The sequence below is a fragment of the Bombella dulcis genome (assembly GCF_026385505.1).
GTDB lineage: Bacteria > Pseudomonadota > Alphaproteobacteria > Acetobacterales > Acetobacteraceae > Bombella > Bombella dulcis.
Genome location: NZ_JANIDV010000003.1, coordinates 97,480 through 120,749, shown reverse-complemented (window position 1 = coordinate 120,749; position 23,270 = coordinate 97,480). Strand labels below are relative to the sequence as shown.

Here is a 23,270-nt window from a genome sequence, read left to right as displayed (position 1 = left end):
CAGAGTAACTGCGGCCCTTTCTGCATGTATTGGCCTGACTGGACAACTATTGGTCGGCCCCCATCTCTCCATTCACAAAGTTCGATCGTTTCGGTACAGCCACAATTCCGTGACAAACTGCCACATCTGTGTCAGAAGGGGGAGCATTTCGCCCAAGCAGTCAGAAGAGCGGAGATCATTCCAATAATGCGTTTCTCGCGTAACATTGTCATTACTGGTGCCGCCCTGATCATTCTTCTACTTGCTTGGGGACTATGGTCGCTCATGCCACAGCGGGTCATAGAAACTGCTCCCCCACCTGCCGTTACTCATGATGGCGACCTTCTTCGCATCCGTGCCGGGGGGCCACTGGATGGCCAGCTCATGGTTGAACCCGTGACGCAGACCCTCTCCCCCCATCAGGTCGCCCTGCCAGCCCAGGTCATCACCTCACCCGGCCAGAGCGTGGACATCCATTCTCCCGTCGTAGGGCGTGTGGCCAGCCTGTATGTCCAGACAGGCCAGCACGTGCAGAAAGGTGACGTTCTCGCCATCCTCTATTCCGGGGACCTCGCACAGGCATGGTCGGATGACCGCAAGGCACAGGCCGCCCTGACCCTGGCCCGTCAGGCCTATCGCCGTGCCGTCGGCGTGCTGAATGCGGGCGGTAACGCCGTGAAGGACATGCAGTCCGCAAAGAATGATCTGGAGCAGGCACAGGCAGAAGCCACCCGTGCCCATCTCCGCCTCCAGGCCCTCGGCACGGATGGCAACGCGGGCTACCAGCCGCTCATCGCCCCCGTTGCCGGGATCGTGACATCCGTCGCCACCGGCGTCGGCCAGAACGTGACGGACATGACCGCCGTCCTGATGAATGTCTCCAACATGGATACGGTCTGGGTCCAGGCCAGTCTGCCGGAATCCCTCCTGCCCATGCTCGGTGCCACCATGACACTGGATGCCACCTTCCCCGGCCAGCACTGCAATGGCCCCGTGACCTCACAGGATGGCACCCTCCATACGGACACGCGCCGCCTGAATCTCTATCTGCGCTGCAACAACCTCCAGGGAGCACTGCGGCCCGGCCAGTTCACCACCGCAACGCTGAACATTACCCAGCAGGCCCAGCCCTTCCTCCCCAAGACGGCCCTGCTTATGGATAATGACCAGGTCTCCGTCTTTGTGGAAACAGCCCCCAACACCTATCGCCGCCGCTTCATCACCATCAGCTATGAGGAAGGAGAGTCCGTCCGTGTCCTCTCCGGCCTGAAAGCGGGCGAACGTGTCATCACGCACGGGGCCATTCTGCTCAATGATTACTGAGGGCCGCTGAGCAGCTATGTTCATCGAAAAATTCATCACATGGTGCTTCGGCCATCGCAAGGCTGTCACCTTCCTCACCATCGCCCTGTTCATCACCGGCATGCTGGCCTGGAAACAGCTGCCCGTGGAGGCCTATCCGGACCTCGGCCCTGCCAGTGTCCTGGTGACGACGCAGGTCAACGGTCTTGCTGCCGAAGAGATGGAGCATCAGGTCACGACGCCTGTCGAGCGTGAACTGGCCGCCGTCCCCGGTGTGGTGGAGAGCCGGTCCAGCACGACATTCGGCCTCTCGCTGATCACACTCATCTTTAAAGACGGGACGGACATCTACCGTGCCCGGCAGCTGGTCCAGAGCCAGCTTGACGGCCTCCAGCTGACGGGCGGTGCCCAGCCGTCCCTCGGTCCCATCTCCGGTGCCAGCGGGGAAATCTACCGCTACACGGTGGAATCGGACGACCGGGACCTCATGACCATCTCCGATGTCCAGAGATGGGAAATCATCCCCACCCTCCAGCGGGTGCCCGGCGTGGTGAACATCGACAATTTCGGCGGGTTCACCCGGGAATATCAGCTGATCCTCGACCCCAACGCTCTCATCCGTTACAGCATCAGCATAAGTGACGTGATGAATGCCATCCGCAACAGCAATGCCAATGCTGGCGGTGGCCGTGTCACCCGTGGCGAGCAGTCCTACATCATCCGTGGCGTGGGACAGATTCACTCTCTGGATGACATGCGCAACACGGTCATCGGCCATCATGATGGTGTGCCCATCTTCCTCTCCGAGCTGGGACGGATTGAATTCGGCCATCAGGTCCGTGAAGGGATGCTGGGCAAGAATGGCAACCCCGACACGATCGAGGGTGTCGTGACGATGCTGCGTGGAGCCAACCCCTCACAGGTGCTGGATGACCTCCATGCTGCGGTCGACAAGCTTCAGGAACAGCTCAAGCCCAGACATATCCGCATCGTTCCCTATCTTGACCGTGACAACCTCGTAAAATCCACCACCGACAAGGTCAGCGAAACCATTCTGGAAGGGATCGGCCTCGTGCTGGTCATTCTCACCTTCTTCCTCGGTTCGCCACGCAGTGCCGCCATCACGGCCGTGACCATTCCCTTCGCCCTCTCATTCGCCTTCATCCTCATGCGGGCCTGCGGCATGGCCGCCAACCTGTTCTCTCTCGGGGCCGTGGATTTTGGCGTGATCGTTGACGGGGCCATCGTCATCACCGAAGTCATCCTCCGTCACCGGGAGGAACATCCCACCCTCCCGCTGAACCAGACGGACATTCTGGCCATCACCCGCCGTGCCGGGCGGGCCATCTTTACCTCCACCATCATCATCGTGGTGGCCTACAGCCCGCTTTTCGCCTTTGAAGGCAGCGAGGCCAAAATCTTCCGCCCGATGGCCTGGACCGTCAGCTTCGCCCTGCTGGGTGCCCTGCTCTGCGCCCTGGCCCTGACCCCCACCATGTCCTTTCTGGCCCTGCGCAAGCCACGGCCCATCTGGCACAACAAGCCGCTGGACTGGCTGCACAGACATTATGATGGCCTGCTCCGCCATCTGCTTGACTATCCCGTCATCCCCTTCATCAGTGCGGGGCTGGCTCTGGTGACGGTCATTGCCCTGGGTGTCACGACCGGCCGGGAATTCCTGCCGGACCTCGATGAAGGTGCCCTCTGGCTCCAGATACAGATGCCGACAGGCATCTCCCTGGAAAAAGGGCAGGAGAAGGCCACGGAAATCCGCCGCGCCGTGCGTGAATTCCCGGAAACCTCCTACGCCATCACGCAGCTTGGCCGCTCGGATGACGGAACGGACCCCTGGACTCCCTCTCACATCGAGATGCCCGTCGGCCTGACGCCTTACAGCCAGTGGGCACATGGCGAAACCAAGGCGGAATTCATCACGAAGCTCCGTGCCCGCCTGAACAGGATCGCCGGCATCTCCTTCTCCATCAGCCAGCCGATCGAAGACAATCTCAGTGACCAGCTGGGCGGGGCGCACAGCCCGCTGGTCATGCGCATCTATGGTGATGACCTTTCCGGCCTGCGTGTACTCGGCCAGAAAGTGGTCGAGCAGCTCTGGCGTGTCAGAGGCACCGTACAGGCTGACATCTTTCAGGAACCCAAGATTCCACAGATCGAGATTACACCGGACCGCCTGAAAGCGGCCCGCTATGGCATCAGCATCAATGACGTGACGGATGTCATCAACAGTGCCATCGGTGATGAACCGCTGACCAGCGTGATCGAGGGGGACCGCTTCTATAACGCCACGCTGCGTGTCGACAACACGCAACGCTCCAACCTCCAGCTTCTGGGGCAGATCCCCATGATCACGAGCGATGGCAGTGCCATCCCTCTGGCCGAGATCGCCCGCATCCGCCTCCAGATGGGTGAGAGCAGCATCGCCCATGAAATGGGTGAACGGCAGATCACGCTCCAGGTGGATAACGGCAACCGGCCCATGTCCCAGTATCTTGATGACGCCCAGAAGCTCATCGACCAGAATGTCCATTACGATCATCAGAAATTCCGCATCGAATGGGCCGGGACCTTCCAGGAAGCACAGCACGCCCAGGTCCGGCTTGTGGCCGCTCTGGGTGTCATGTTCGCCGTCATGCTGGGGCTGCTCTATGCGGAATTCCAGAAGTTCCGCCATGCGCTGCTCATCATCGGCATCGTGCCCCTTGCCGCTCTGGGCGGGCTGATCGCCCTGCACATGCAGGCCGAGACCCTCAACATCGCCACGGCCGTCGGGTTCATTGCGCTGTTCGGCGTGGCCATCCAGAACGGAATCATCATGGTGTCCAACATCAACCGCCATATCAGGGAAGGCGGGGACATACGGGAAGCCACCCGGCTCGGGGCAACGGAACGTTTCCGCCCCGTGCTGATGACCGCCACCGTGGCCAGTGTCGGCATGCTGCCTGCCGCCATGGCCACGGGTGTGGGCACCGACGTCCAGCGTGGGCTGGCAACCGTGGTCGTGGGCGGGCTGGGCATTGCCACCCTGCTGACCCTTTTCATCCTGCCTGTCTGCTTCTGCCGGCTGGAAGAATGGGTCATGCGCCGGCCTGGCAAGAAGACGCAGGAGGCCTGACATGACACAGCGTTCCACGCTCTTCCGGCGATGCCCTGCGGCCCTGCGGCTGCGGTCCTCCCTGCTGCTCGCCAGCGCACTGATTGGCGGACTGGCCGTGGGGCTGGGCGGCTGCATCGTCGGGCCTTCTCCCAAGGACATTCCGCCCCTGCCTGCCAAAACGGGCTACAGCCAGAACAGCATCACACAGTCCGAAGGGGGACGAGACAGGACACGGGACAGCCTCCTGCGGCGGCAGCACTTCGTCTCCGGAGCAGACGTGTCTGGCAAATGGTGGGAGGCCTTCCAGAATCCCCGCCTCAACCAGCTTGTCGAACTGTCCCTGACCAACAACCAGACCCTGAAGGCCATGCAGGCTGGCCTGCGGGCAGCGTGGGAACAGCGCAGGGTGGAAGGGGCTTCGCTTTACCCCAGCATTTCAGCCCAGTTCATCCCGACACGAAACAAGACGTCCAAAGCCCTCTCACCCGTCCCGAACAGCAACGAGTGGCTCTATAACCTGCATACGGCCCAGCTGAACGTCGGTTATGTGCCGGACCTCTGGGGCGGGATGCGGCTGGCCATTCGCAATGCCAAGGCACAGGCGGATATCCAGCGTTTCCAGCTGGAAGCCACGACCCTGACGATGATTTCCAACATCGTCAACACGGCCATTACGGAAGCTGGCCTGCGTGAACAGATCAGGGCCAAGGAAGCCCTGATCGCCCAGCAGACGACCATGGTCCGCATCAACCAGAAACAGGTCGGGCTGGGCGACCAGTCCCGCATGAGTCAGTTCGTCCTGCGGGATTCCCTTGCGCAGCTACAGGCTGATCTCCCCCCGCTACGGACCCAGCTGGCTCAGACACGGGACCAGCTGGCCACGCTGGTCGGTCTCAGCCCCAATGCGGACATGCCCATCTTTGAGCTGAAAGACTTCACGCTTCCACAGCAGCTGCCGCTTTCAGTCCCGGCACAGCTCCTTGCGCAGCGGCCCGACATTGCCTCTGCCCAGGCGCAGATCCGCTCTGCCGGTGCCCAGCTGGGGATCGCCATTGCCAACCGCCTCCCCAACGTGCAGCTGAGTGCCCTGCCGGGTGAAGCCGTTGACAGCATGAGCAAGATGTTCAAGCCCGGCATGGGCAACTGGATGCTGGCCGCCACCGTCACGCAGCCCATCTTCCAGGGCGGGTCCCTGCTTCATGCCCAGCGTGAAGCCAAGGCCAATTATGAACAGGCCAAAGACTACTACAAGGCGGCCATTCTTTCAGCCGTCAGTGACGTGGCGGACAGCCTCCATGCCGTGGAGCTGGACGGTAACACGCTCATCGCCGACCAGAACGGCCTTGAAGCCGCCACACAGGCCCTCCGCATTGCCGAAGCCCAGCACAGGCTGGGAGACAACAGTCAGCTTGACGTGGCACAGGCACGCATGGCTGTTGCACAGGACCAGATATCCGTGGCGCAGGACAAGGTTACCCGCCTTTCTGACACGGTTGGTCTCTTTCAGGCCCTCGGTGGTGGCTGGTGGAACCGCAATGACCTCGGCGTCAGCCCCAAGGATGCCAAACGTCTCTCCACCACGCTGGTGCCGTGGTGATCTGACAGGATCAGAGACCATTCCGACATAAAAAAGGCCGCTCACCTGAAACAGGGAGCGGCCTTTTTTATGATGCCACGTCCATCAGGCAGAGAGCAGTTTCAGTACCCAGCCTTCTTCCTCCGGAGAGGCCTTCAGCGGCATGGCATTCGGCAAACGGACATTGATTTCCAGTCCCATTGCGGCCCGCAGCCCACGGAACAGGGCACCATGAGCCACGATCAGCGGTGCCCCTTCACCAGCCTCATGTGCCCGGTTCAGGGCCTGAATGCCACGGGTCTTCAGCGTGACGAAATCCTCTCCCTTTTCCGGGACGAAGGTTCCATCAATCCATGTATTGTACCAGTCACCCATCGGCTTGCCTTCCTGCACACCGAAGCTGACTTCCTGCAAATCAGCATCATGCGTCAGTGGCAGCGTGACGCCTGTCCGTTCACGAATGGCATCCCGTACATGCTCCGCCGTGACAAATGCCCGCTTCAGCGGGGACGCCACAATATGCGTGAAAGGCCGTGCCCCTTTTTCGAACAGTTCCGCCAGCTGTTTGCCGGCAAGACGAGCCTGCGTCAGCCCGGTCTCGTTCAGGGGAATGTCCGTCCGCCCCTGAGAGAGATGACGGGCATTCCAGTCCGTCTCACCATGACGGAGGAACCAGAATGGTTCTGCACGAAGCTGTGTCATATTCTAACCTCTCCCAAAATCCCGTTCACAGGGGAGACAATACCAGCCCGGCCCGGGGCAGACAGCCCTTCAGCCCCCGCCACCAGAGCAACTTCAGTCAAAAAGTGTAGAAACGGAGCTTTCATCCGCCACGGCCCGGATGGCACGGGCCAGAAGATCCGCCGTGGAAATCTGCCGGATATTGGAGGCCGCCTTCAGCTCTTCCGTCTCCGGAATGCTGTCCGTCAGGGTCAGCATGGAAAGCGGGCTGTTCTGCACCCGTTCACACGCATTACCCGTCAGCACGCCATGCGTGACGTACGCTTCCACACCGGCAGCCCCGTGTTTCATCAGGGCCTCAGCCGCATTGCAGAGCGACCCGCCACTGTCAATGATGTCATCCACCAGGACACAGAAACGGCCTGACACGTCACCAATCACGTTCATCACTTCAGAAACACCGGCCCGCTCACGGCGTTTGTCGATGATGGCCAGATCAACATTCAGTCTGCGGGCCAGCTGACGGGCACGTACCACACCCCCTACATCCGGGGACACGATCATCAGCTTCTCAGGGTCAGGATGGCGGCTTGTCAGGTCCTTCACGAAAAGCGGGGCCGCGTAGAGATTGTCCGTGGGAATGTCAAAGAAACCCTGAATCTGCATGGCATGCAGGTCCATCGTCAGGATGCGGTTGGCACCGGCTTCCGTCAGCAGGTTGGCCACCAGCTTGGCACTGATGGGCGTACGGGGGCCGGATTTACGGTCCTGACGGGCATAGCCGAAATAGGGCATCACAGCCGTGACACGCCGTGCGGACCCACGTCGCAGGGCATCCAGCACGACAAGAAGCTCCATCAGATGATCGTTGGTCGGTGTGCAGGTGCTCTGAAGGACGAACATGTCCTCCCCACGTACATTCTCCTGAATTTCGACAAATACCTCACCATCAGCAAACCGGCGGATGGATGTCTTGCACAAGGGGATTCCCAGCTCGGCGGCCACAGCCTGAGCCAGGGGCAGGTTACTGTTACAAGCAACGATCTTCATGAGGGATACTTTTCATAGAAGGACAGTAAGAAGCGATACAGCCCCTTCTATCAGCCCGCCCGATTAATGTCATGATCTTCCAGCGGGCAGGCCATAGCATGATAAATTTACCTTCCATTTACCATCCAGAGACCTGACCTGTTCTTTTCTGGAGAGAAGACTAGAAACGCCGATACTGTTTTACATACTGGAAAGCCTGCGTGATCTCTGCCGTCCGGCGAACGGCTTTTTCATAGGCTGCTCCCCCGACATGGGCGAAACGGTCCGGATGATGCTGCTTGATGAGCCGCCTGTAGGCCAGGATGATCTCCTCTCTCGAAGCTTTCTCCGACACTTCCAGCACGACATGCCACGCCCTGCTGCCACTGCCTCCTGAAGACGATCCGGAACGCTGCTGATTCTGACGGCGGGCCTGCTCCTGCCGCCGTCTTTCCGTCTCCGCCTCTTCAGCCCGTTTCTGGTCCTGCTGCCGTCTTGTTCTGGCTTCTCCCGCTTTCGCCACCTGCTGCAAAAGGCCATGCACATGAACAGAACATCTGTAAAAATCCTGCCACGTCTGCCCCCTGCCCAGTTCTTCCAGCACGGTCCGGCTCGTCCCGCTTTTTATCGGTCTGACAAGACTCTTCAGAAACTGGAATGCGCTCCTGAGGCGACGCTCGACGAGCAGCTCCAGCAGCGTTTCCCCACCGGCAATATCCAGTTCCCTGACCCAGCCAGCCCACAACATGCCTACCTTTTCATAGCAGTCCTTCTCTCTGGCTGACGAGAATCCCACCTTTCCATTCATTCTGGCACGCAGCCGCAGGTAGAAGAGCAGACCGACAACCGGGACCAGAAGCAGCTTCATGCTGAACAGGGCTTCAACAATGTCCCCGAACACGCCAGCCAGCCTGAGAGGCATCAGGAGGAAAGGCAGTATCAGTTTCCACAGGGCAGCCAGGTCCGCTCCAGCCACATGAAGGGCCACATTCCACAGATGGACCAGCGACTCCAGAACGCTATGGACAACATCAGCCACGCCCTGTCCCTGCGACGGGTCTCCCTCCGGAGAACGCATAGTTTCTTCCTGTCCGGAAGGCACGTCACGCTCCGCCCCGGCCTCCCCGTCAGTCGGGAAAGAAGCAGCCACCGGCCCTGACATCAGCATCCCGGCATCGCCATCCCCCAGAAAACCATCCTGATGAGGCCGGGCCATCTTCTCCTGCCAGCGCAGGATGCCCTCTCGGGTCGTCTCCCCGTAAACACCATCAGGCGTCAGACTGGAGGACAGATAGCCAAGGTCCCTCAGTCTCTTCTGTAAGACGATATGGGCATCAATCGGACGGACAGCTTCCTCATGCGCCCTACCTGTCAACCGTGCCCGGTAGCGGTCCGCGAGCTGCCCCACGATCCGCTGATAACAGGCAGCGAGGCTTTCACCATAAATTCCATCCGCAGGGAAACAGTCCTGCACGGGTTCAAGGTCACGGACAAGCTCAGCCTTGAGCTGCGAATGAAGATAGACAGGACTCTGATGCCGCAGGGCATAATAGGCCTGATCCAGCACCAATTCACTTTTTGCGGCTTCAGAATCCAAACAGAAAAGAAACTGGGCCGGTTCATCCCTGTTTACATGGGTACAGTCAAAATCAGGATGATAGATTTTGGCAGATGCAGATGAGCAATGGACGAATGCGCACAGGATCAGAGCTGTTTCCAGAGTAAAGAGGCGTATGGCAATCCATTTATTACATGGTCTTCATGTCTATAAGTTGATTGCCTGCCCCTGTCTATTCCTACCAGCCCCGTCCTGAAAGGACCTGTCGGAACATCCACTGTTCCCGTGGAAAAGACGGATGCACTCCCAGCCCCGCATCCCCTCACTTCGTGGAGCCTGTTCCCTCCTGATCCGGAGCCGATACAAACTTCTTCATGCCATCCTTTTCCTTGGAAGCCTTGCCGCCAATGTCCGGCTGGGCCATGGCGGCCTTCCGTGACCGTCCCGAATAGTTGGTGACGATGGTCCGCACGGCCTCGGCAGCTTCCTGCGCAGCGGCACCGGCCACGTCAGCCCAGGGGCCATCCAGCGAATGTGCGGCCACGTCATGCACCTGCGTGGCCGCACCGGCCTCCACACCCTGCGGGGTCAGCACATGCCAGATGATCGTGACCTGCTGCTTCGGCCCCTCATCCGGGGCGGACGCATCCGGGGACGGTCTGACGCTGACTTCCGTCTTCACGATGTAATCAGCCCCGTCATGCGTGGTCTGTACGCTGTTACGGCCATCAGGCAGCATCATGTAGAACGCTTCGGCCAGCGACTTGTTGCCATCACCCGGCGCGCCCGTGACACCATCAAAACAGATGCGGGCCGAACGGTGCATGAGGCTCTTCGGGTCATCCATCATCATCCGTGTCTGGATTTCCGTCAGCTCACGGGCAATCTCGGGAGCCATCTGCAGCGCAACCGTATTCAGGGCCTCGGGGTCAGCACTACGCCAGCCTTCCTCATCAATCACGGCCCCGAAACCACGGGCTTTCACCCGGCCATCCGGCCCGACAATCGCATAGCGGGGGCGGATGCCCCCATTTTCCACCCGGACAGCCCCCAGACGCACCCACCAGTCCCCCGGTTCCGGCACCTTCGCCACGGCCGGAATGGACTGGCCCACCAGAGCAATCACCACATCCCGTGCCCACATGGCCGTGGCGGCCCGCCACGGAGCCTTCGCCGGTACGGGGACAGGAACAGCCAGCCGCACGGGAGGGATATTGTCCCGCACAAGATGCTGGGCCTGACTGCCCGGATTATGGGCAAATGGCCTGTAAACCTGAAGGCAGCCCCCCAGCCCGAGGAGAGGGACGCACAGCCCCGATACCAGCAGCGCACGACAGAAGCGCATGAACAGCCCTCTTTCCCTGCAATATTTAGACGATGCCTGACAGCTTAACGCCCTTTCCTGCCCATGACCACAGGAAGACGGAACAGCACGGGCCACTAATGACGGATCAGCATGTAATGGATCGTCACATCCAGATCAAAATGATCCCCCTGCATGTCCGGCGGAACAGGGGGAAGCTGTGCCCCCTGGAACATCCCCGCCGTTGCCGCATCCAGCGCATAGGAATTGGATGAATCCGTCAGCCGCACACGGATGACCTTCCCGGTCCGGTCAATCACCACATGGACGGAGGCGGGGCCTTCCTCCCCATTCTGCACGGCCTCGTCGGGATAGAACATGTGATTCCTCACCCAGCGGTCAATCTCGCTGCCGTAATCAGAGCTGACGCCTCTGACGCTGCTGCTCGTCTTGTACGGTGCATTGATCTGCCCATTCAGGCTGAGCGGCCCGAGAGAGAAATCGACCGGCCCCCGTGTGCCACCACGCCGCCCCCGTTTGCGGGGATGGGGCGCAGGCTCCCCGTCAAAGGACAGGTCCATCGGATGGGCAAACGGGTTCGTCTCACTCTGGCGGGTCACATGCTGGTGTGTCGGCGTCGCACGGCTCCGATGTGGCCGACGGGGAGCTGCCCTGGAAATCGGCTTCTCCGACATTTCCGCATTGGTCAGCTCTCCGGTCGGTGAAGGCGTCATCTGTGGTGAGGAAGGCGTGTGCGGGGTCGGTTCCAGCGGGGCAGGCGTGGCCTCCTCCGGTGTGGTGGGGGCCGGGGCACTGGTGGCCCCCCCTACCTCATGCGTTGGCGGCCCCTGCATGCTGTGTCTGACGGGCGGCGCATCAAACACCATCTCCACCTGAGGCTGCTGCGTGCCATTGGGTGTCCCATGCACGGCGGCACTGGTCTGGAGCATGATCCAGAGAGCGATGCCATGAACACTGGCAGCCAGAAACAGCGGCCCGATAAGAGGCGGGTCCACCAGGACCTGCGTACGCCGCATGGGCGTGCGTGCCTCCGTCCGCAACCCGGCCACCGGGGCTGCGTAATCACCCAGACGCTCCCGACGCCGTGGATCAGGGGCATTGTCCGGCAGTGTCACGGGCAGGAAACCCGCTGGCTGAAAGAGGGGCGCAGAATGGTAAGGGTCATGACCCCTCCCTTGTGCCCCAGAAAGGGCCATGTTGTCATCACCGGAAACCTTCTCACCACTTACTTTTCTGTAACTGCCTTTTCCCTTCCCCGCCTCATTCCATAGCCGAGGTTCGTTTCATGTTCTCCCTGCCACCCTGCTTCACTCAGGACGCCAATCTGGCGGCATTCATCGCCATTGCCGGTCCCTGCCGCCTGCCTGAACAGATCACGCCCGACAGTCAGACGCAGACCCCTTATGCCTCGCTCATCAAGGCCGTGACCGGCCAGCAGCTCCACAATGCTGCTGCCAGAACCATATTCAGGCGGCTCTGCGCCCTCGGAGCAGACCGCAACGAAAACGGCCCTCCGCCCGCCCCGCAGGAACTCCTGGCTCTGGAGGATGACACGTTGCGCCGTTGCGGCCTTTCTGCGGCCAAGATTGCCAGCCTGCGGGCCATCGCCCGGGGCCGCCTTGAAGGAGTTGTCCCCAGCCCTACCGAAGCCCGCCAGCTTGATGACGCCACGCTGATAAGGCAGCTGACCTCCCTGCGTGGCGTGGGACAATGGACGGTCGAGATGCTGCTCATCTTCCATCTCGGCAGGCCGGATGTCCTGCCAGCCGGAGACCTCGGCGTGCAGGAAGGCTGGAAGAGACTGAAAAAACTGCCCCTCCGCCCCACGCCCCGTCAGCTGCGGGAGGCCACGGCCTCCTTCAGCCCCCACCGCTCCACCCTGACATGGTACTGCTGGCAGGCAAAAGCCCTCCTGCCCGATCCCGCTCCATCCAGCAAAAAACCTTGACGTCCTCCCCCTCTCCCCGCACATAATGCGCCGTTATGACTGGGCTACGCAGCCAGCCCTCTCCCGAGGCTGGTCGCGTGGCCCGCACAATTTTTACCCACTTCCTGCAAGGGACATTCATGCCTAAAGAAGACCTGATCGAGTTTACCGGCACGGTGACTGAACTTCTGCCCAACGCCATGTTCCGCGTCACGCTCGATAACGAACACACCATCCTTGCCCACACGAGCGGCAAAATGCGCAAGAACCGCATCCGTGTGCTGGCTGGTGACCGGGTCAATGTCGAAATGACCCCCTATGACCTCAGCAAGGGTCGCATCACCTTCCGCTTCAAATAACACTTCCGGAAGACAGGACCATATCCCCCCTCATGGCTGATTCCTCCCGGCCCGCTCTCATCCTGGCCTCCGCCTCGCCCCGCCGCATTGCGCTGCTCCGCCAGATCGGGGTGGAGCCGGACGCCATCTGCCCGGCGGACCTGGATGAAACGCCACGGAAGGACGAACTGCCCCGCCCTTACGCCCTGCGGATGGCCCGCTCCAAGGCCGCCCATGTTGCCGCCTCCCATGACAGACCTGCACTCATCATCGGGGCGGATACGGTCGTGGCTGCGGGGCGGCGCATCCTGCCCAAGGCGGAAGATGCCGACACGGCCCGACGCTGCCTCATGCTGCTCTCCGGCCGCCGCCACAGGGTCATTACCGCCATTGTCTGCCAGCCCACAGAACAATGGACCAAAGGCCGGTGCTGTGAACGTGTGGTGGAAAGCCATGTCACGTTCAACCGTCTGACCACCCGGCAGATTGATGCCCTCATTGACGGTGGAGACTGGCACGGCAAGGCGGGAGGCTATGGACTGCAGGGGCAGGCGGCAGCCTTCATCCGGCAGGTGGGAGGCAGCCCCTCCGGCGTAATCGGCCTCCCTCTGTTCGAGACGGCCCAGCTGCTCCGGGGTCAGCCCCTGCCCGCCGGACAGCACTGGCTGCCCTGACCCTCATGGAAATCCGCCTTGCCAGTGCGCCGGGAGAAATCCGCATCGCCCTGCTGAAGGATGATACGCTGCTGGATGTCACCCTCTGGCGGCCCGGTGCCCCGGATGGCTGGGGTGACGTGCATGTCGTCCGCATCACGGCCCATGCCCCCCATCTGGGCGGTGCGTTCGTGGGGCTGACTGGCCCCACGGAGACGGGGTTCATGAAAGGCCGGAAACTGCCTGCTGAAGGCAGTCTTGTCTGCGCCCAGGTGACACGTTCGGCCCAGAATGGGAAAGGGCTGCGCCTGCGTGCCCTTCCTGTCCCGGATGGTGTGGAGGCCGGGACTGCGCCACGTCTCATCACGCCCGGTCCCACGCCACTGGACGACATCCTCAGGCAGGCCCCTGACGACTGCCCCCTGATCGTTGATGATGCCGCACTGGCGGCCCGCCTGCCCGCTTCCCTGCATTCCCGTCTGAAACGGGTCAGCCGCAGCTTTAATGACGTGCTGGAAGCAGACTGGGCAGCCCTTACCAGCCCTGATGCGTCAGTCGGGCCGCTGATCGCCCACATCACCCCCACCCATGCCCTGACGGCCATTGATCTGGACGCCCACCAGAACCCGGACTTCGCTGCCAATCTGGCCTGTTTTGGCCCGCTGCTGCGGGAAATCAGGCTCCGCAATCTCTCCGGCACCCTTCTAATCGACCCGGCGGGAGTCCGCAGCAGCAAGCGGCCCGCTCTTGTCCCTTTCCTCCGCAAGGCGGCTGACAGGGAACAGGACCCGCTCCAGCCCCGCATCACCGGCATCACGCCCAGCGGCCTGCTGGAAATGACCCGACCCCGCCACCGGGCACCGCTGCATGAACTGTACAGCTCCCCCCACGGGCAGGGGCTGGTCCTTCTCCAGCGCATCGTCAGTGAAGGGCTGAAAGGCAACCAGCTCCACGCTCCCCCCGCCATCATCAGGGCACTGGAAGCCGACCCCGTGGCACTGGAAGACCTCTTCCATGCCACGGGTCAACGCCTTACCCTTCACAGCCATCCTGTTTCTCCATCATCCTGCTGGAGTCTTTCATGAGCTGCCCGATCTGTCAGAAACCCACCGTCACGGCCTTCCGTCCTTTCTGCTCCCGGCATTGCGCCGATGTGGACCTTGGCCGCTGGTTCAAGGGGGAGTACCGTGTGCCTTCCCTGCGACAGGATAATGACCCGGAAGAGCTGGAAGCCGAAGCCGCACGCCTGGCAGAAGAGGCCTCCCGCCACAGGCCATGAGACCCGCCCTCATGCCCTGCTGAATCAGGGAGCGGGTCCGTGCATTTTCTTCTGCAAAGAGGGTTGATCACCCACCCGGCATAGGGTAAACCCCTCTCCATAGCCGGGTGGCCCTGTCGCCGTGGCCCGGTGCCCAAGTAGCTCAGTTGGTAGAGCATGCGACTGAAAATCGCAGTGTCGGTGGTTCGATCCCGCCCTTGGGCACCATTTCGCTTCCCGAAAAACTGACCGGCTCGCCATCGCATGATGTGCCATGCTGTCACGTTCTGACAGACGGTAAGGGAGCCTTCATATAAAATATCTTCCCCTCTGCCATGAGCGGACTTACTCTTCTGAAGTAAAGTCGAGTCCACCCTCTTGTGCGAAGGAAGGGTATCATCATGACGGCAGCCTCCCACCACCCCACTGTTACGCTCAGAAATGGCATCACTCTTCCAGCCCTCGGCATGGGGACGTGGCGCATGGGCGATGATCCCGCCCAGCGGGCACATGAAATCCGCAGCCTCCAGATCGGACTAGATGCGGGCCTCAGAATCATTGATACGGCGGAAATGTACGGTCATGGCCGCTCGGAGAGCGTGATCGGCGAGGCCCTGCGGGGGCGGCGGGATCAGGCCTTTCTCATCAGCAAGGTCCTGCCCCAGCATGCGTCCTACAGGGACATGCTGACAGCCTGTGAACGCTCACTGAAACATCTCGGCACGGAGTATCTGGACCTCTATCTGCTGCACTGGCGCAGTTCCATTCCCTTCAATGAAACGCTCTATGCGTTCGAGACACTGAGGGAACGGGGCCTCATCAGGGACTGGGGCGTTTCCAACTTCGATACGGCCGACATGGACGAGCTGGCAGAACTGGGGGCCTATCCACTCGTCAACCAGATTCTGTACAGCCTAGAATATCGGGGCACGGAGTATGATCTTCTGCCACGGGATGAGCGGGCGCATATCACCAACATGGCCTATTGCCCGATCGGCCAGGGAGGTGACCTGCTGCACCACCCCGTCCTGCGGGCCATTGCCCGTGAGCACAGAACCAGCCTCGGCCATGCCACCCCGGCACAGATCGCACTGGCCTGGGTGCTGCGCCGCCGGAACATGATCGCCATTCCCAAGGCGGCCACGCCCCATCATCAGACCATCAACATCGTCGCTCAGGAAATCCGGCTCACGCAGGATGATCTGGCGGCCCTTGATGAGGCCTTCCCGCCACCAAGCTGCAAGGATGCGCTGGCCGTCATCTGACGGAAAAGGGCCGCCCCGGACAAATCCGGGACGGAACCTCAGGGGAGCGGATCACCCCTGTTCCATGCGGTCCACCGTCTGCCGCAGGGGATAGAGGGCCACTTTATGGATCACCGCCGCAGCGTTGGTGACCTGAAGACTCAGCGTTTCCAGAGGGTTGGCCGGGTAGATCAGGGCCGTGCCGACGGACATGCCTTCATTGGCGAAGACTTCCAGCGTGCAGGCATCCAGCACGATCCGCAGGCTGACACGCCGGCTGCCCGGTACGAGGGCTGACGAGAATGTCCCCGTGAAGAAGGGATGGCTGAAGCCGTGCAGGTTGCTTCTGTCCAGCCAGAGCTGGCAGGAGAAACCATCAAAGCCGATGCTCAGGCTTTCCCCCTGACGGTTGGAGAAAACCACCACGAAACGTCCGGCCCGCCCCTGATCTCCATCGGGGAGATTGCTGGAACGGTCTTCCAGCGACACGTCAAGCAGCAGTTCCACCGCCTCCCCGGTTGGCAGGGCAACCTGACGGCTGCTCTGTGGTTCCAGACGGGACAGGGCAAACGGGATGGCGGGCTGACGCAGAGCCTCCAGCCTGTAGGGATTCTGGGCAATCCGCAGCCAGCCTGACGTGTCACGCCGCAGCACGACCTTGCGGGGGATGGTCATGATGCCGCGCCAGCTCTTGTTGGGCAGCTCTTCACAGTACTGCCAGTTATCCAGCCAAGCGACATACACCGTCTGGTTCCCCGGCATGTTCTCATAAGTCTGGAGAGCGTAGCTGTCCTTGCCGAAATCCGTCAGGTCCACGATCGTGTCATCGGGCGTGAAACGCTCACCATCAAACTGTCCGACAAAATACTGCGTGATGCTGCCCCCCTGCGGCCCGCCTGGATTGATGGACACAAACAGGACCCAGCGTTTTTCACCGGGCGTTTCCCCTTCCACCTCCACCTCGGCCAGAGCCGGACATTCATAATCCACACCGGTAATGCCGGATGGGCCGAAATCACTCAGATGCATCCAGTGCTTCAGGTCGAATGATCCGTAAAAGGAGACCTTGTGCTCACGGGAGCGCACTACGACCATGACCCATTTTTCAGTCGGAGCGTGCCAGATCACCTTGGGATCACGGAAGGAATTGTGCCCGATATCCAGCACCGGGTTGCCTTCATAATCCTTCAGTGTCAGCCCGCCATCAGGACTCCACGCCACATACTGTGTCTGACGCTGGGGCGTTGCCCGGGTGTAAATGGCCACGAGGCCACCCGCCATCGGCGGCAGGGCCGGTGCCATGGGGACAGGAGACTGGTCACGGGAAACGGGATGGTCATTCAGCTGCTTCAGAAGACCCGTATTCGTGCTGGTTTCATCCAGCAGACCCTGTGCCTGCCTGTCCACCGAACGCCGCTCCTGCTCATCTTCCGGCAAAGACGGGAAAAGCTGGGCGGCTTTCTGGGCGGCTGTCTCGACAGACCCCGGCTGTGGTTTCTCCTGCGTACGGGGCGGAAACAGGCCGGAACGGTTGTCCCTGTCCAGCACGGCGCAGCCACTATAGGCTTCCCCGGCTTCCGTCTCACGGATCGCAATGGGCAGGTCCTGCCATGTATAGAGGTCCGTACTGACAGCATGGCCCCAATGCACATGCCCTGCGTAGGGGCCAAAGGGGTTATACTGATAGTAGAGATGGTAGTAGTGCCCATCAAAAATCAGCCCGTTCGGGTCATTCATGAACCCTGTTGGCGGGGAGAAATGAATGTTCGGACGATACTGCTTGTCTGCCAGCGTCTCATGTACGGGCTGGGGGGCTGCCGCTGCCGCATTCCCTGGCTCCGCATGGGCATTGTTGGGCTGCGCTGGCGCACTCCCACCCTGAGCAGCCGCGGCACGGGCACGGCCACCCAGAAGCGCACCTGCTGCCAGAAATGATCCCAGAACCATACGCCGATTGACGGTCATAATCCGCCCCCTCCCTGCACTCTGATGAAGATGACCCGATTTCAGGTCGCCGGAAAAATGCCCCTATCCGGTCCTGTTTTGCAAGCTGTTTACCATTAATTATAAAAAATGTTTTATACTGATTCTGTATCACCATCCTGCCGCTTCACTCATTGGCAGCAGGGAGCTTCTGCTTTACCGTTCCCTCTGCACCGGCCATCTCCTGACGGAATGGCCTTTCCATCGCCATGTTGCTCCAGCCGCAGGGATCATCATTTATGAGACGCCCCGACCCTTTCCTGATGTGCCTGATCGGTGCGGTTCTTCTGGCATCGTTCCTGCCCTGCCCACTGGCCTGGCAGCCGTGGCTCTCCCGCCTGACGACACTGCTCATCATGCTGATGTTCTTCTTTCAGGGGGCCAAGCTGCAACGCAGGGCACTGATCGACAGTGTCAGGAACTGGCGGTTACAGGGCTGCACGCTTCTCGTCACATTTGCCGTCTTCCCCCTGCTGGGGGCAGGCCTGTACGGGTTGGCCCATCTCCTGTCCTCCTCCGGATTTCTGGGGCCGGACCTCTGGGCAGGGATGCTGTTCCTCTGCTGTCTGCCCTCCACCATACAGTCTTCCATCGCCCTGACCTCCATGGCACGGGGCAACGTGCCGGCAGCCATCTGTGCCGCCACGGTCTCGAACATTCTGGGCATTCTCATCACCCCCCTGCTCAGTGGTCTTTTCTTTGACCATGGCGGAAGCGGCGGCTCCGGCCTCCAGACCATCCTCAACGTGGCGGAAGAACTGCTCCTGCCCTTCATTCTGGGGCAGTGCGTCCAGCGTTGGCTGGGGCCTGTCGTCCACCGTCACAAATTTCTCATCTCCTGTAGCGACCGTGGCTCAATCATCGTGCTGGTCTATTCCGCCTTCAGCACGGCAGTCCTTCAGGGCCTTTGGCATCGCATTCCCGTTCTCCTGCTTGTCAGAGTCGGAATTGCTGATGCGCTGCTGCTCGCTCTGGCACTGGGCATCACCTACCTGCTGGGCAGGCTGATGAAACAGACGATTGAAGATGACATCACATTGCAGTTCTGTGGCTCCAAGAAAGCCCTGACATCCGGCGTGACCATGGCCAGCGTCATCTTCCCCGGCTCCGCCGGAATCATCGTCCTGCCGCTGATGATCTACCACCAGCTCCAGCTTTTCGTCTGCACCGTCATCGCCCGCCATTATGCCGGGCGGCCTGATGCTGAAGCTTCGCCTTCACGGTAAGGCTGCCATGCAGCAAAACCGTTCCCTCCCTGTTCCGCAGAGCCGTCAGGCGGGCTAGGCTTGCCCCGTCCCAGAGGACAGGGCACCCGTGACGTGCCCCTCTTCCCCTCCCGCACTGGAGAAAGACGTGTCACGTCATCCTGCTGAACCATCCTCGATACGCCCCACCTATCTGGAACGGCTGCACGCCCATCTCGTCCTGACGGGCACGCTGCGGGAAAGCCTGCTGGAACTGCTCAGCCGTCCGGCTGCGCCTCTTCCTCTCCAGCACTGGATCACCACCATCTTGGACCAGAACCGTGAGCAGGAACGGCAGATCGCCCATCTCCTGCGCACGCATGGGGAGAAACCCCGCAACGGGTCTGACACGCTGTCCGGCCTGCTGGATACGGTCGTGACCTGTTTTCCTTCAGGAGATGTTCCCGCCCACCTTCTGGGCGTCATGCTGGACATTGCAGGCTACATTGCCCGCCTGCGCACCTCCCTCGCCCTGCTCCTGCTGCTGGCAGAAAAACTCTCCCTGACGGAGGACGCCACCATCCTCACGGAACTGCGCCAGAACAGCAAGAATGCCTCCCGCAGCCTCAAGGAAGTCCTGCCTGCGCTACTGACGGACGAACCGTAAACCCCACCCACCAATGAAAAAGGGCTGCACATTCCCATGTGCAGCCCCTTCTATTCCATCAGACACCTGGTCTGATCTTATTTCTCCACGGTCCCGGCGAGCAGGCCTGCGAGAGTACGGGCAAAGCCGCTGGGGTCCGGCAGAGCCTCGCCTTCCTGGACACGGGCAAGGTCCAGAAGGATGCGGGCATGTTCACTGACGCTCTCGCCCTTTTCCACACGCTCTGCCAGCGCACGGATGAGCGGATGACGGGGATTGATCTCCAGCACCGGCGGCAGGGCTGGCATCTCCTGCCCGGAACGGCGCATGAGACGCTGCATGGCCAGGTCGGGTCCCCCCTCGCTTGTCATTACCACGGCACTGCCTGTCAGACGCACGGTGCTGCGGACATCCTTCACGGCGTCACCAAGGGCCTCCTTCAGGGCAGGGGCCAGCTTCTCCACATCAGCGGCTTCGCCTTCTTCCTCGGTCTCCGGAGCGAACTTCTCAAGGTCACCATGAGCCTGCGCCACTGAGCGGAACGTCTTGTCCTTGTAGGAATGGAGACGGTCCGGCCAGAAGCTGTCCACGGCATCGGAGAGCAGCAGAACTTCCAGACCACGGGCACGGAAACCTTCCAGCTGGGCGGACGCCTTCAGGGCGTTCAGATTGTCCCCGGCCAGATAATAGATGGTCTCCTGCTCCGGCTTCATGCGGCTGATATAATCATCCAGCGTGGTCAGCTCATCATCATGTGTGGAGTGGAAGCGGGAGAACTCGGCAATTTCCTGCCGGTGTTCGGAATCTTCCCAGAGACCTTCCTTGATGACGAGGCCGAAATTGTTCCAGAAGCCGGTGAAAGCCTCACCACCTTCCTGTGCCCGCTTCTTGATCTCGCTGATGACACGTTTGGTCACGGCCTTGCGGATGCGGGCCAGAACCGGCGTGGACTGGAGCATCTCTCGGGAGACGTTCAGCGGCAGGTCATCCGTATCAACCACACCCTGCACGAAACGCAGCCAGTTCGGCACCAGGTTGGCTTCATCCGTGATGAACATGCGCTTCACATGCAGATGCAGGCGGCTCTCACGGCTGCTCTGCTCCATGAAGTCGAACGGACGGGCACCGGGGAGGAACAGCAGAGACGCAAATTCAACCGTGCCTTCAGCCTTCCAGTGCAGCGTGGCGTAAGGCTCATCAAACGCACGGGCTACATGACGGTAGAACTCGGTATATTCCTCGGACGTGATCTCGGATTTCGGACGCAGCCAGAGGGCCTTGCCCTCATTGATGGTCTCTTCCTTTTCCTTGCCGTCCTCATCCGGCTCATGCAGCACAACAGGCCAGGCGATGTGATCAGCCCATTTGCGGATGATGCTCCGCAGACGCCACGGATCAATGAATTCCTCGGCATCCTCCTTCATATGCAGGACGATGTCCGTCCCCGGCCGGTCACGCTCGGCTGGGCCGAGGCTGTAGGAGCCTTTGCCTTCGGAGACCCAGCGGGCGGCCACATCCTCACCGGCACGACGGGACACGACATCCACCTTGTCCGCCACCATGAAAGCGGAATAGAAGCCCACACCGAACTGACCGATCAGGTTCGGACGCTCTTCCGGTTTGGCACTGCTCAGCTTCTCACCAAACGCCTTGGTGCCGGACCGGGCGATCGTGCCGAGATTCTGAGTCAGCTCTTCCGGACTCATGCCCAGCCCGTCATCGGAAAGCGTGATCGTTTTGGCATCTTTATCGGTGGAAATATGGATGGACGGCGTTTCCGGCAGGGACAGGGCCGGGCTGGTCAGGGCCTCGAAACGGCGTTTGTCCATGGCATCAGCCGCATTGGCGACCAGCTCACGCAGAAAGATTTCCCGGTCGGAATAAAGAGAATGAACGACCAGGTCGAGCAGCTGCCCGACCTCGGCACTGAAACTGTGCTGCTTCATCTCCGCTGCGTTCTTGCCATCACTCATGATGCGTTGCTCTCCTCCAAAATGGCAGGCTCCATACAGGCTTCATCTTCTGCGGCCATCCTGCCCCGCCGCCGAAAGATGGTGCAGATATGGGAGAGGCCCTTCCCGCTTTCAAGCTGTTAACCAGACAGGAAGAGGCCATTCACAATCATCATGAGAGCCGGAAACCGTCAGACGAGGCCGAGTGATGTCCCCTCATCCACCACGATGGCAGCTCCATGCAGGGCCACGGCCCCCGGACTGGCAAGAAACTGCACCACGGCAGCAATATCTTCCGGCGATGAGAAGCTCCGCTTGCTGGGGTTGGCCTCCGCCACGGCCTTCAGGGCCTCCGCCTTTGTGGGATCATTGATCAGCGCATCATGCATGGACGTCTTCACACGCCCCGGCTCCACGGCATTGATGTTGATGCCCAGCGGCCCAAGCTCCAGTGCCAGAGTGCGGACCAGAGACGTCACGGCCGCCTTGCTGGCCGCATAGCCGGCATAACCCGCAAACCCGAAAAACCCGGAAATGGAGGAAATCGCCACGATCTTCCCACCCGCCACATCACCTTCCCTGCGCCGGATGAAAGGCAGGGCCGCCTGCACGACGTGCCACATGCCGTTGACGTTTATGGTCATCATCCTGTCGAACGCATCAGGCGTTTCGTCCGTGATAGGCGTGCCAAAGAACACCCCTGCGGAATGGACCAGCACGTCCAGCGATCCTGCCTTTTCACTGATGGTCTTCATCGCCGTCTTTACGGCGGCAAAATCCGTGATGTTCACACCGTGAGCACAGACACGCACATCATGGCCCGCTTCACGGCCTGCCGCCTCCACGGTCTGAATGGCCTTCGTATAATCACGCTCCGGACTGCTGCCCAGCAGGATGAGATTATCCCCTGCCCGTGCGAATGTTTCCGCAATCGCCAACCCGATGCCGGACGTTCCACCCGTCACCAGTACGGTTCTGCCCTGTGCCATGATCCAGCTCCTCCCTCACATACCATCATGCCATGACCTGAATGGCCATCACCTTCCTGATATGGCCAGACAGGCATGGCTTGTCCACCATGCCCGTCCGGGATCACAAGCTCAGACCATGCCGCTTTCCAGCCTGACCCTGCCCTCATCAGCAGCAGGATCAGCGTCACAGAGGTAAGGTCCACCCGCCAGCAGCTCGATGGAGAGGAAAAGCGGCTGGGGGAAGCCTCCTGCACGTCCCATCCATCCTCCCGTGGTGCGGAGAGGAATCCCGTCACGTCCTCCCGTGTGCCATCACCCCAGAACAGCTGCACACGGCCGACCGGCACCCCAAGCCAGCGTCTGTCATCCACAAAGGGGCCGATCACGTCACAGGGGCGGCTGACACGGGAGGAAAGCAGCACCTCATCACACCCGTCTGTCAGACGGAACAGGTAACGCTGTCCCGTCTTCCAGACCAATGGGAGGTCCTGCCCTGAGAGACACGTCACGGTCAGGTCAGGGTCAGTCACCAGCTCTTTCTCTTCATATGTTC

The 23,270-nt window shown here is 60.9% G+C and carries 20 protein-coding genes and 1 tRNA gene; 12 read left to right on the top strand and 9 right to left on the bottom strand.

Annotated features, from left to right (window positions below; translation table 11 throughout):
* The first annotated feature begins 186 nt into the window (after positions 1-186).
* Genes NQF87_RS05775 through NQF87_RS05765 form a run of 3 tightly spaced genes read left to right on the top strand, consistent with a single transcriptional unit; the run spans position 187 to position 5,990 of the window.
* A complete protein-coding gene (locus tag NQF87_RS05775) occupies positions 187-1,302 on the top strand; it encodes an efflux RND transporter periplasmic adaptor subunit (protein WP_266127471.1) in 1,116 nt (371 codons plus the stop codon).
* A gap of 16 nt (positions 1,303-1,318) precedes the next feature.
* Positions 1,319-4,411, top strand: coding sequence for an efflux RND transporter permease subunit (locus tag NQF87_RS05770; RefSeq protein ID WP_266127470.1), 3,093 nt, complete (start codon positions 1,319-1,321; stop codon positions 4,409-4,411).
* 1 nt (position 4,412) lies between these two features.
* Positions 4,413-5,990, top strand: a complete 1,578-nt coding sequence (locus NQF87_RS05765; protein WP_266127469.1) for an efflux transporter outer membrane subunit — start codon at positions 4,413-4,415, stop codon at positions 5,988-5,990.
* Positions 5,991-6,074: 84 nt separating this feature from the next.
* On the opposite strand, the gene NQF87_RS05760 is transcribed toward NQF87_RS05765, so the two are convergent.
* The 5 genes from NQF87_RS05760 to NQF87_RS05740 form a co-directional block, all read right to left on the bottom strand.
* Positions 6,075-6,671: a histidine phosphatase family protein gene (locus NQF87_RS05760; RefSeq protein ID WP_266127468.1), complete on the bottom strand. Its 597-nt coding sequence runs from the start codon at positions 6,669-6,671 to the stop codon at positions 6,075-6,077.
* Positions 6,672-6,764: 93 nt separating this feature from the next.
* Positions 6,765-7,700 carry a ribose-phosphate pyrophosphokinase gene (locus NQF87_RS05755; protein WP_266127467.1) on the bottom strand — a complete coding sequence of 312 codons (936 nt, stop codon included), beginning with the start codon at positions 7,698-7,700 and terminating at the stop codon, positions 6,765-6,767.
* Between the two features lie 160 nt (positions 7,701-7,860).
* On the bottom strand, positions 7,861-9,246 hold the full coding sequence (locus tag NQF87_RS05750) for a peptidoglycan-binding protein (protein WP_266127594.1): 1,386 nt from the start codon (positions 9,244-9,246) through the stop codon (positions 7,861-7,863).
* Positions 9,247-9,559: 313 nt separating this feature from the next.
* Complete coding sequence (locus NQF87_RS05745; RefSeq protein ID WP_266127466.1) at positions 9,560-10,582, bottom strand: hypothetical protein; 1,023 nt, start codon at positions 10,580-10,582, stop codon at positions 9,560-9,562.
* A 95-nt stretch (positions 10,583-10,677) separates the two neighbouring features.
* Positions 10,678-11,676, bottom strand: a complete 999-nt coding sequence (locus tag NQF87_RS05740) for an energy transducer TonB (RefSeq protein ID WP_266127465.1) — start codon at positions 11,674-11,676, stop codon at positions 10,678-10,680.
* A gap of 170 nt (positions 11,677-11,846) precedes the next feature.
* Here NQF87_RS05740 and NQF87_RS05735 point away from each other — a divergent pair, with 170 nt between their 5' ends.
* The 7 genes from NQF87_RS05735 (at position 11,847) to NQF87_RS05705 (ending at position 16,002) form a co-directional block, all read left to right on the top strand.
* Complete coding sequence (locus tag NQF87_RS05735) at positions 11,847-12,509, top strand: DNA-3-methyladenine glycosylase family protein (RefSeq protein WP_266127464.1); 663 nt, start codon at positions 11,847-11,849, stop codon at positions 12,507-12,509.
* Positions 12,510-12,628: 119 nt separating this feature from the next.
* Positions 12,629-12,847: a translation initiation factor IF-1 gene (gene infA, locus NQF87_RS05730; protein WP_043559458.1), complete on the top strand. Its 219-nt coding sequence runs from the start codon at positions 12,629-12,631 to the stop codon at positions 12,845-12,847.
* A 32-nt stretch (positions 12,848-12,879) separates the two neighbouring features.
* Complete coding sequence (locus NQF87_RS05725; RefSeq protein ID WP_266127463.1) at positions 12,880-13,500, top strand: Maf family protein; 621 nt, start codon at positions 12,880-12,882, stop codon at positions 13,498-13,500.
* A 5-nt stretch (positions 13,501-13,505) separates the two neighbouring features.
* The gene (locus tag NQF87_RS05720; protein ID WP_266127462.1) at positions 13,506-14,564 is read left to right on the top strand and encodes a ribonuclease E/G; all 1,059 of its coding nucleotides are present in this window, start codon (positions 13,506-13,508) and stop codon (positions 14,562-14,564) included.
* Positions 14,561-14,758, top strand: coding sequence for a DNA gyrase inhibitor YacG (locus NQF87_RS05715; RefSeq protein WP_266127461.1), 198 nt, complete (start codon positions 14,561-14,563; stop codon positions 14,756-14,758). The genes NQF87_RS05720 and NQF87_RS05715 overlap by 4 nt, the downstream gene beginning before the upstream one ends.
* Before the next feature lie 131 nt (positions 14,759-14,889).
* A tRNA-Phe gene (locus tag NQF87_RS05710) sits at positions 14,890-14,965 on the top strand.
* Positions 14,966-15,138: 173 nt separating this feature from the next.
* Positions 15,139-16,002 (top strand): aldo/keto reductase, encoded by an 864-nt coding sequence (locus NQF87_RS05705; RefSeq protein WP_266127460.1) that lies wholly within the window; start codon positions 15,139-15,141, stop codon positions 16,000-16,002.
* 51 nt (positions 16,003-16,053) lie between these two features.
* On the opposite strand, the gene NQF87_RS05700 is transcribed toward NQF87_RS05705, so the two are convergent.
* A complete protein-coding gene (locus tag NQF87_RS05700; protein WP_266127459.1) occupies positions 16,054-17,946 on the bottom strand; it encodes a glycoside hydrolase family 32 protein in 1,893 nt (630 codons plus the stop codon).
* A 257-nt stretch (positions 17,947-18,203) separates the two neighbouring features.
* Between NQF87_RS05700 and NQF87_RS05695 the strand changes: the two genes are divergently transcribed.
* Together NQF87_RS05695 and NQF87_RS05690 are read left to right on the top strand one after the other, a co-directional pair.
* Complete coding sequence (locus tag NQF87_RS05695) at positions 18,204-19,190, top strand: bile acid:sodium symporter family protein (protein ID WP_266127458.1); 987 nt, start codon at positions 18,204-18,206, stop codon at positions 19,188-19,190.
* A gap of 88 nt (positions 19,191-19,278) precedes the next feature.
* The gene (locus tag NQF87_RS05690) at positions 19,279-19,815 is read left to right on the top strand and encodes a DUF892 family protein (protein WP_266127457.1); all 537 of its coding nucleotides are present in this window, start codon (positions 19,279-19,281) and stop codon (positions 19,813-19,815) included.
* A gap of 77 nt (positions 19,816-19,892) precedes the next feature.
* Here the strand turns inward: NQF87_RS05690 and htpG are convergent, their stop codons facing one another.
* The 3 genes from htpG to NQF87_RS05675 form a co-directional block, all read right to left on the bottom strand.
* The gene (gene htpG, locus NQF87_RS05685) at positions 19,893-21,767 is read right to left on the bottom strand and encodes a molecular chaperone HtpG (protein ID WP_266127456.1); all 1,875 of its coding nucleotides are present in this window, start codon (positions 21,765-21,767) and stop codon (positions 19,893-19,895) included.
* A 170-nt stretch (positions 21,768-21,937) separates the two neighbouring features.
* Complete coding sequence (locus tag NQF87_RS05680) at positions 21,938-22,735, bottom strand: SDR family NAD(P)-dependent oxidoreductase (RefSeq protein WP_266127455.1); 798 nt, start codon at positions 22,733-22,735, stop codon at positions 21,938-21,940.
* Complete coding sequence (locus NQF87_RS05675; protein WP_266127454.1) at positions 22,708-23,247, bottom strand: hypothetical protein; 540 nt, start codon at positions 23,245-23,247, stop codon at positions 22,708-22,710. Before NQF87_RS05675 ends, NQF87_RS05680 begins: the two co-directional genes overlap by 28 nt.
* Positions 23,248-23,270 lie beyond the last annotated feature (23 nt).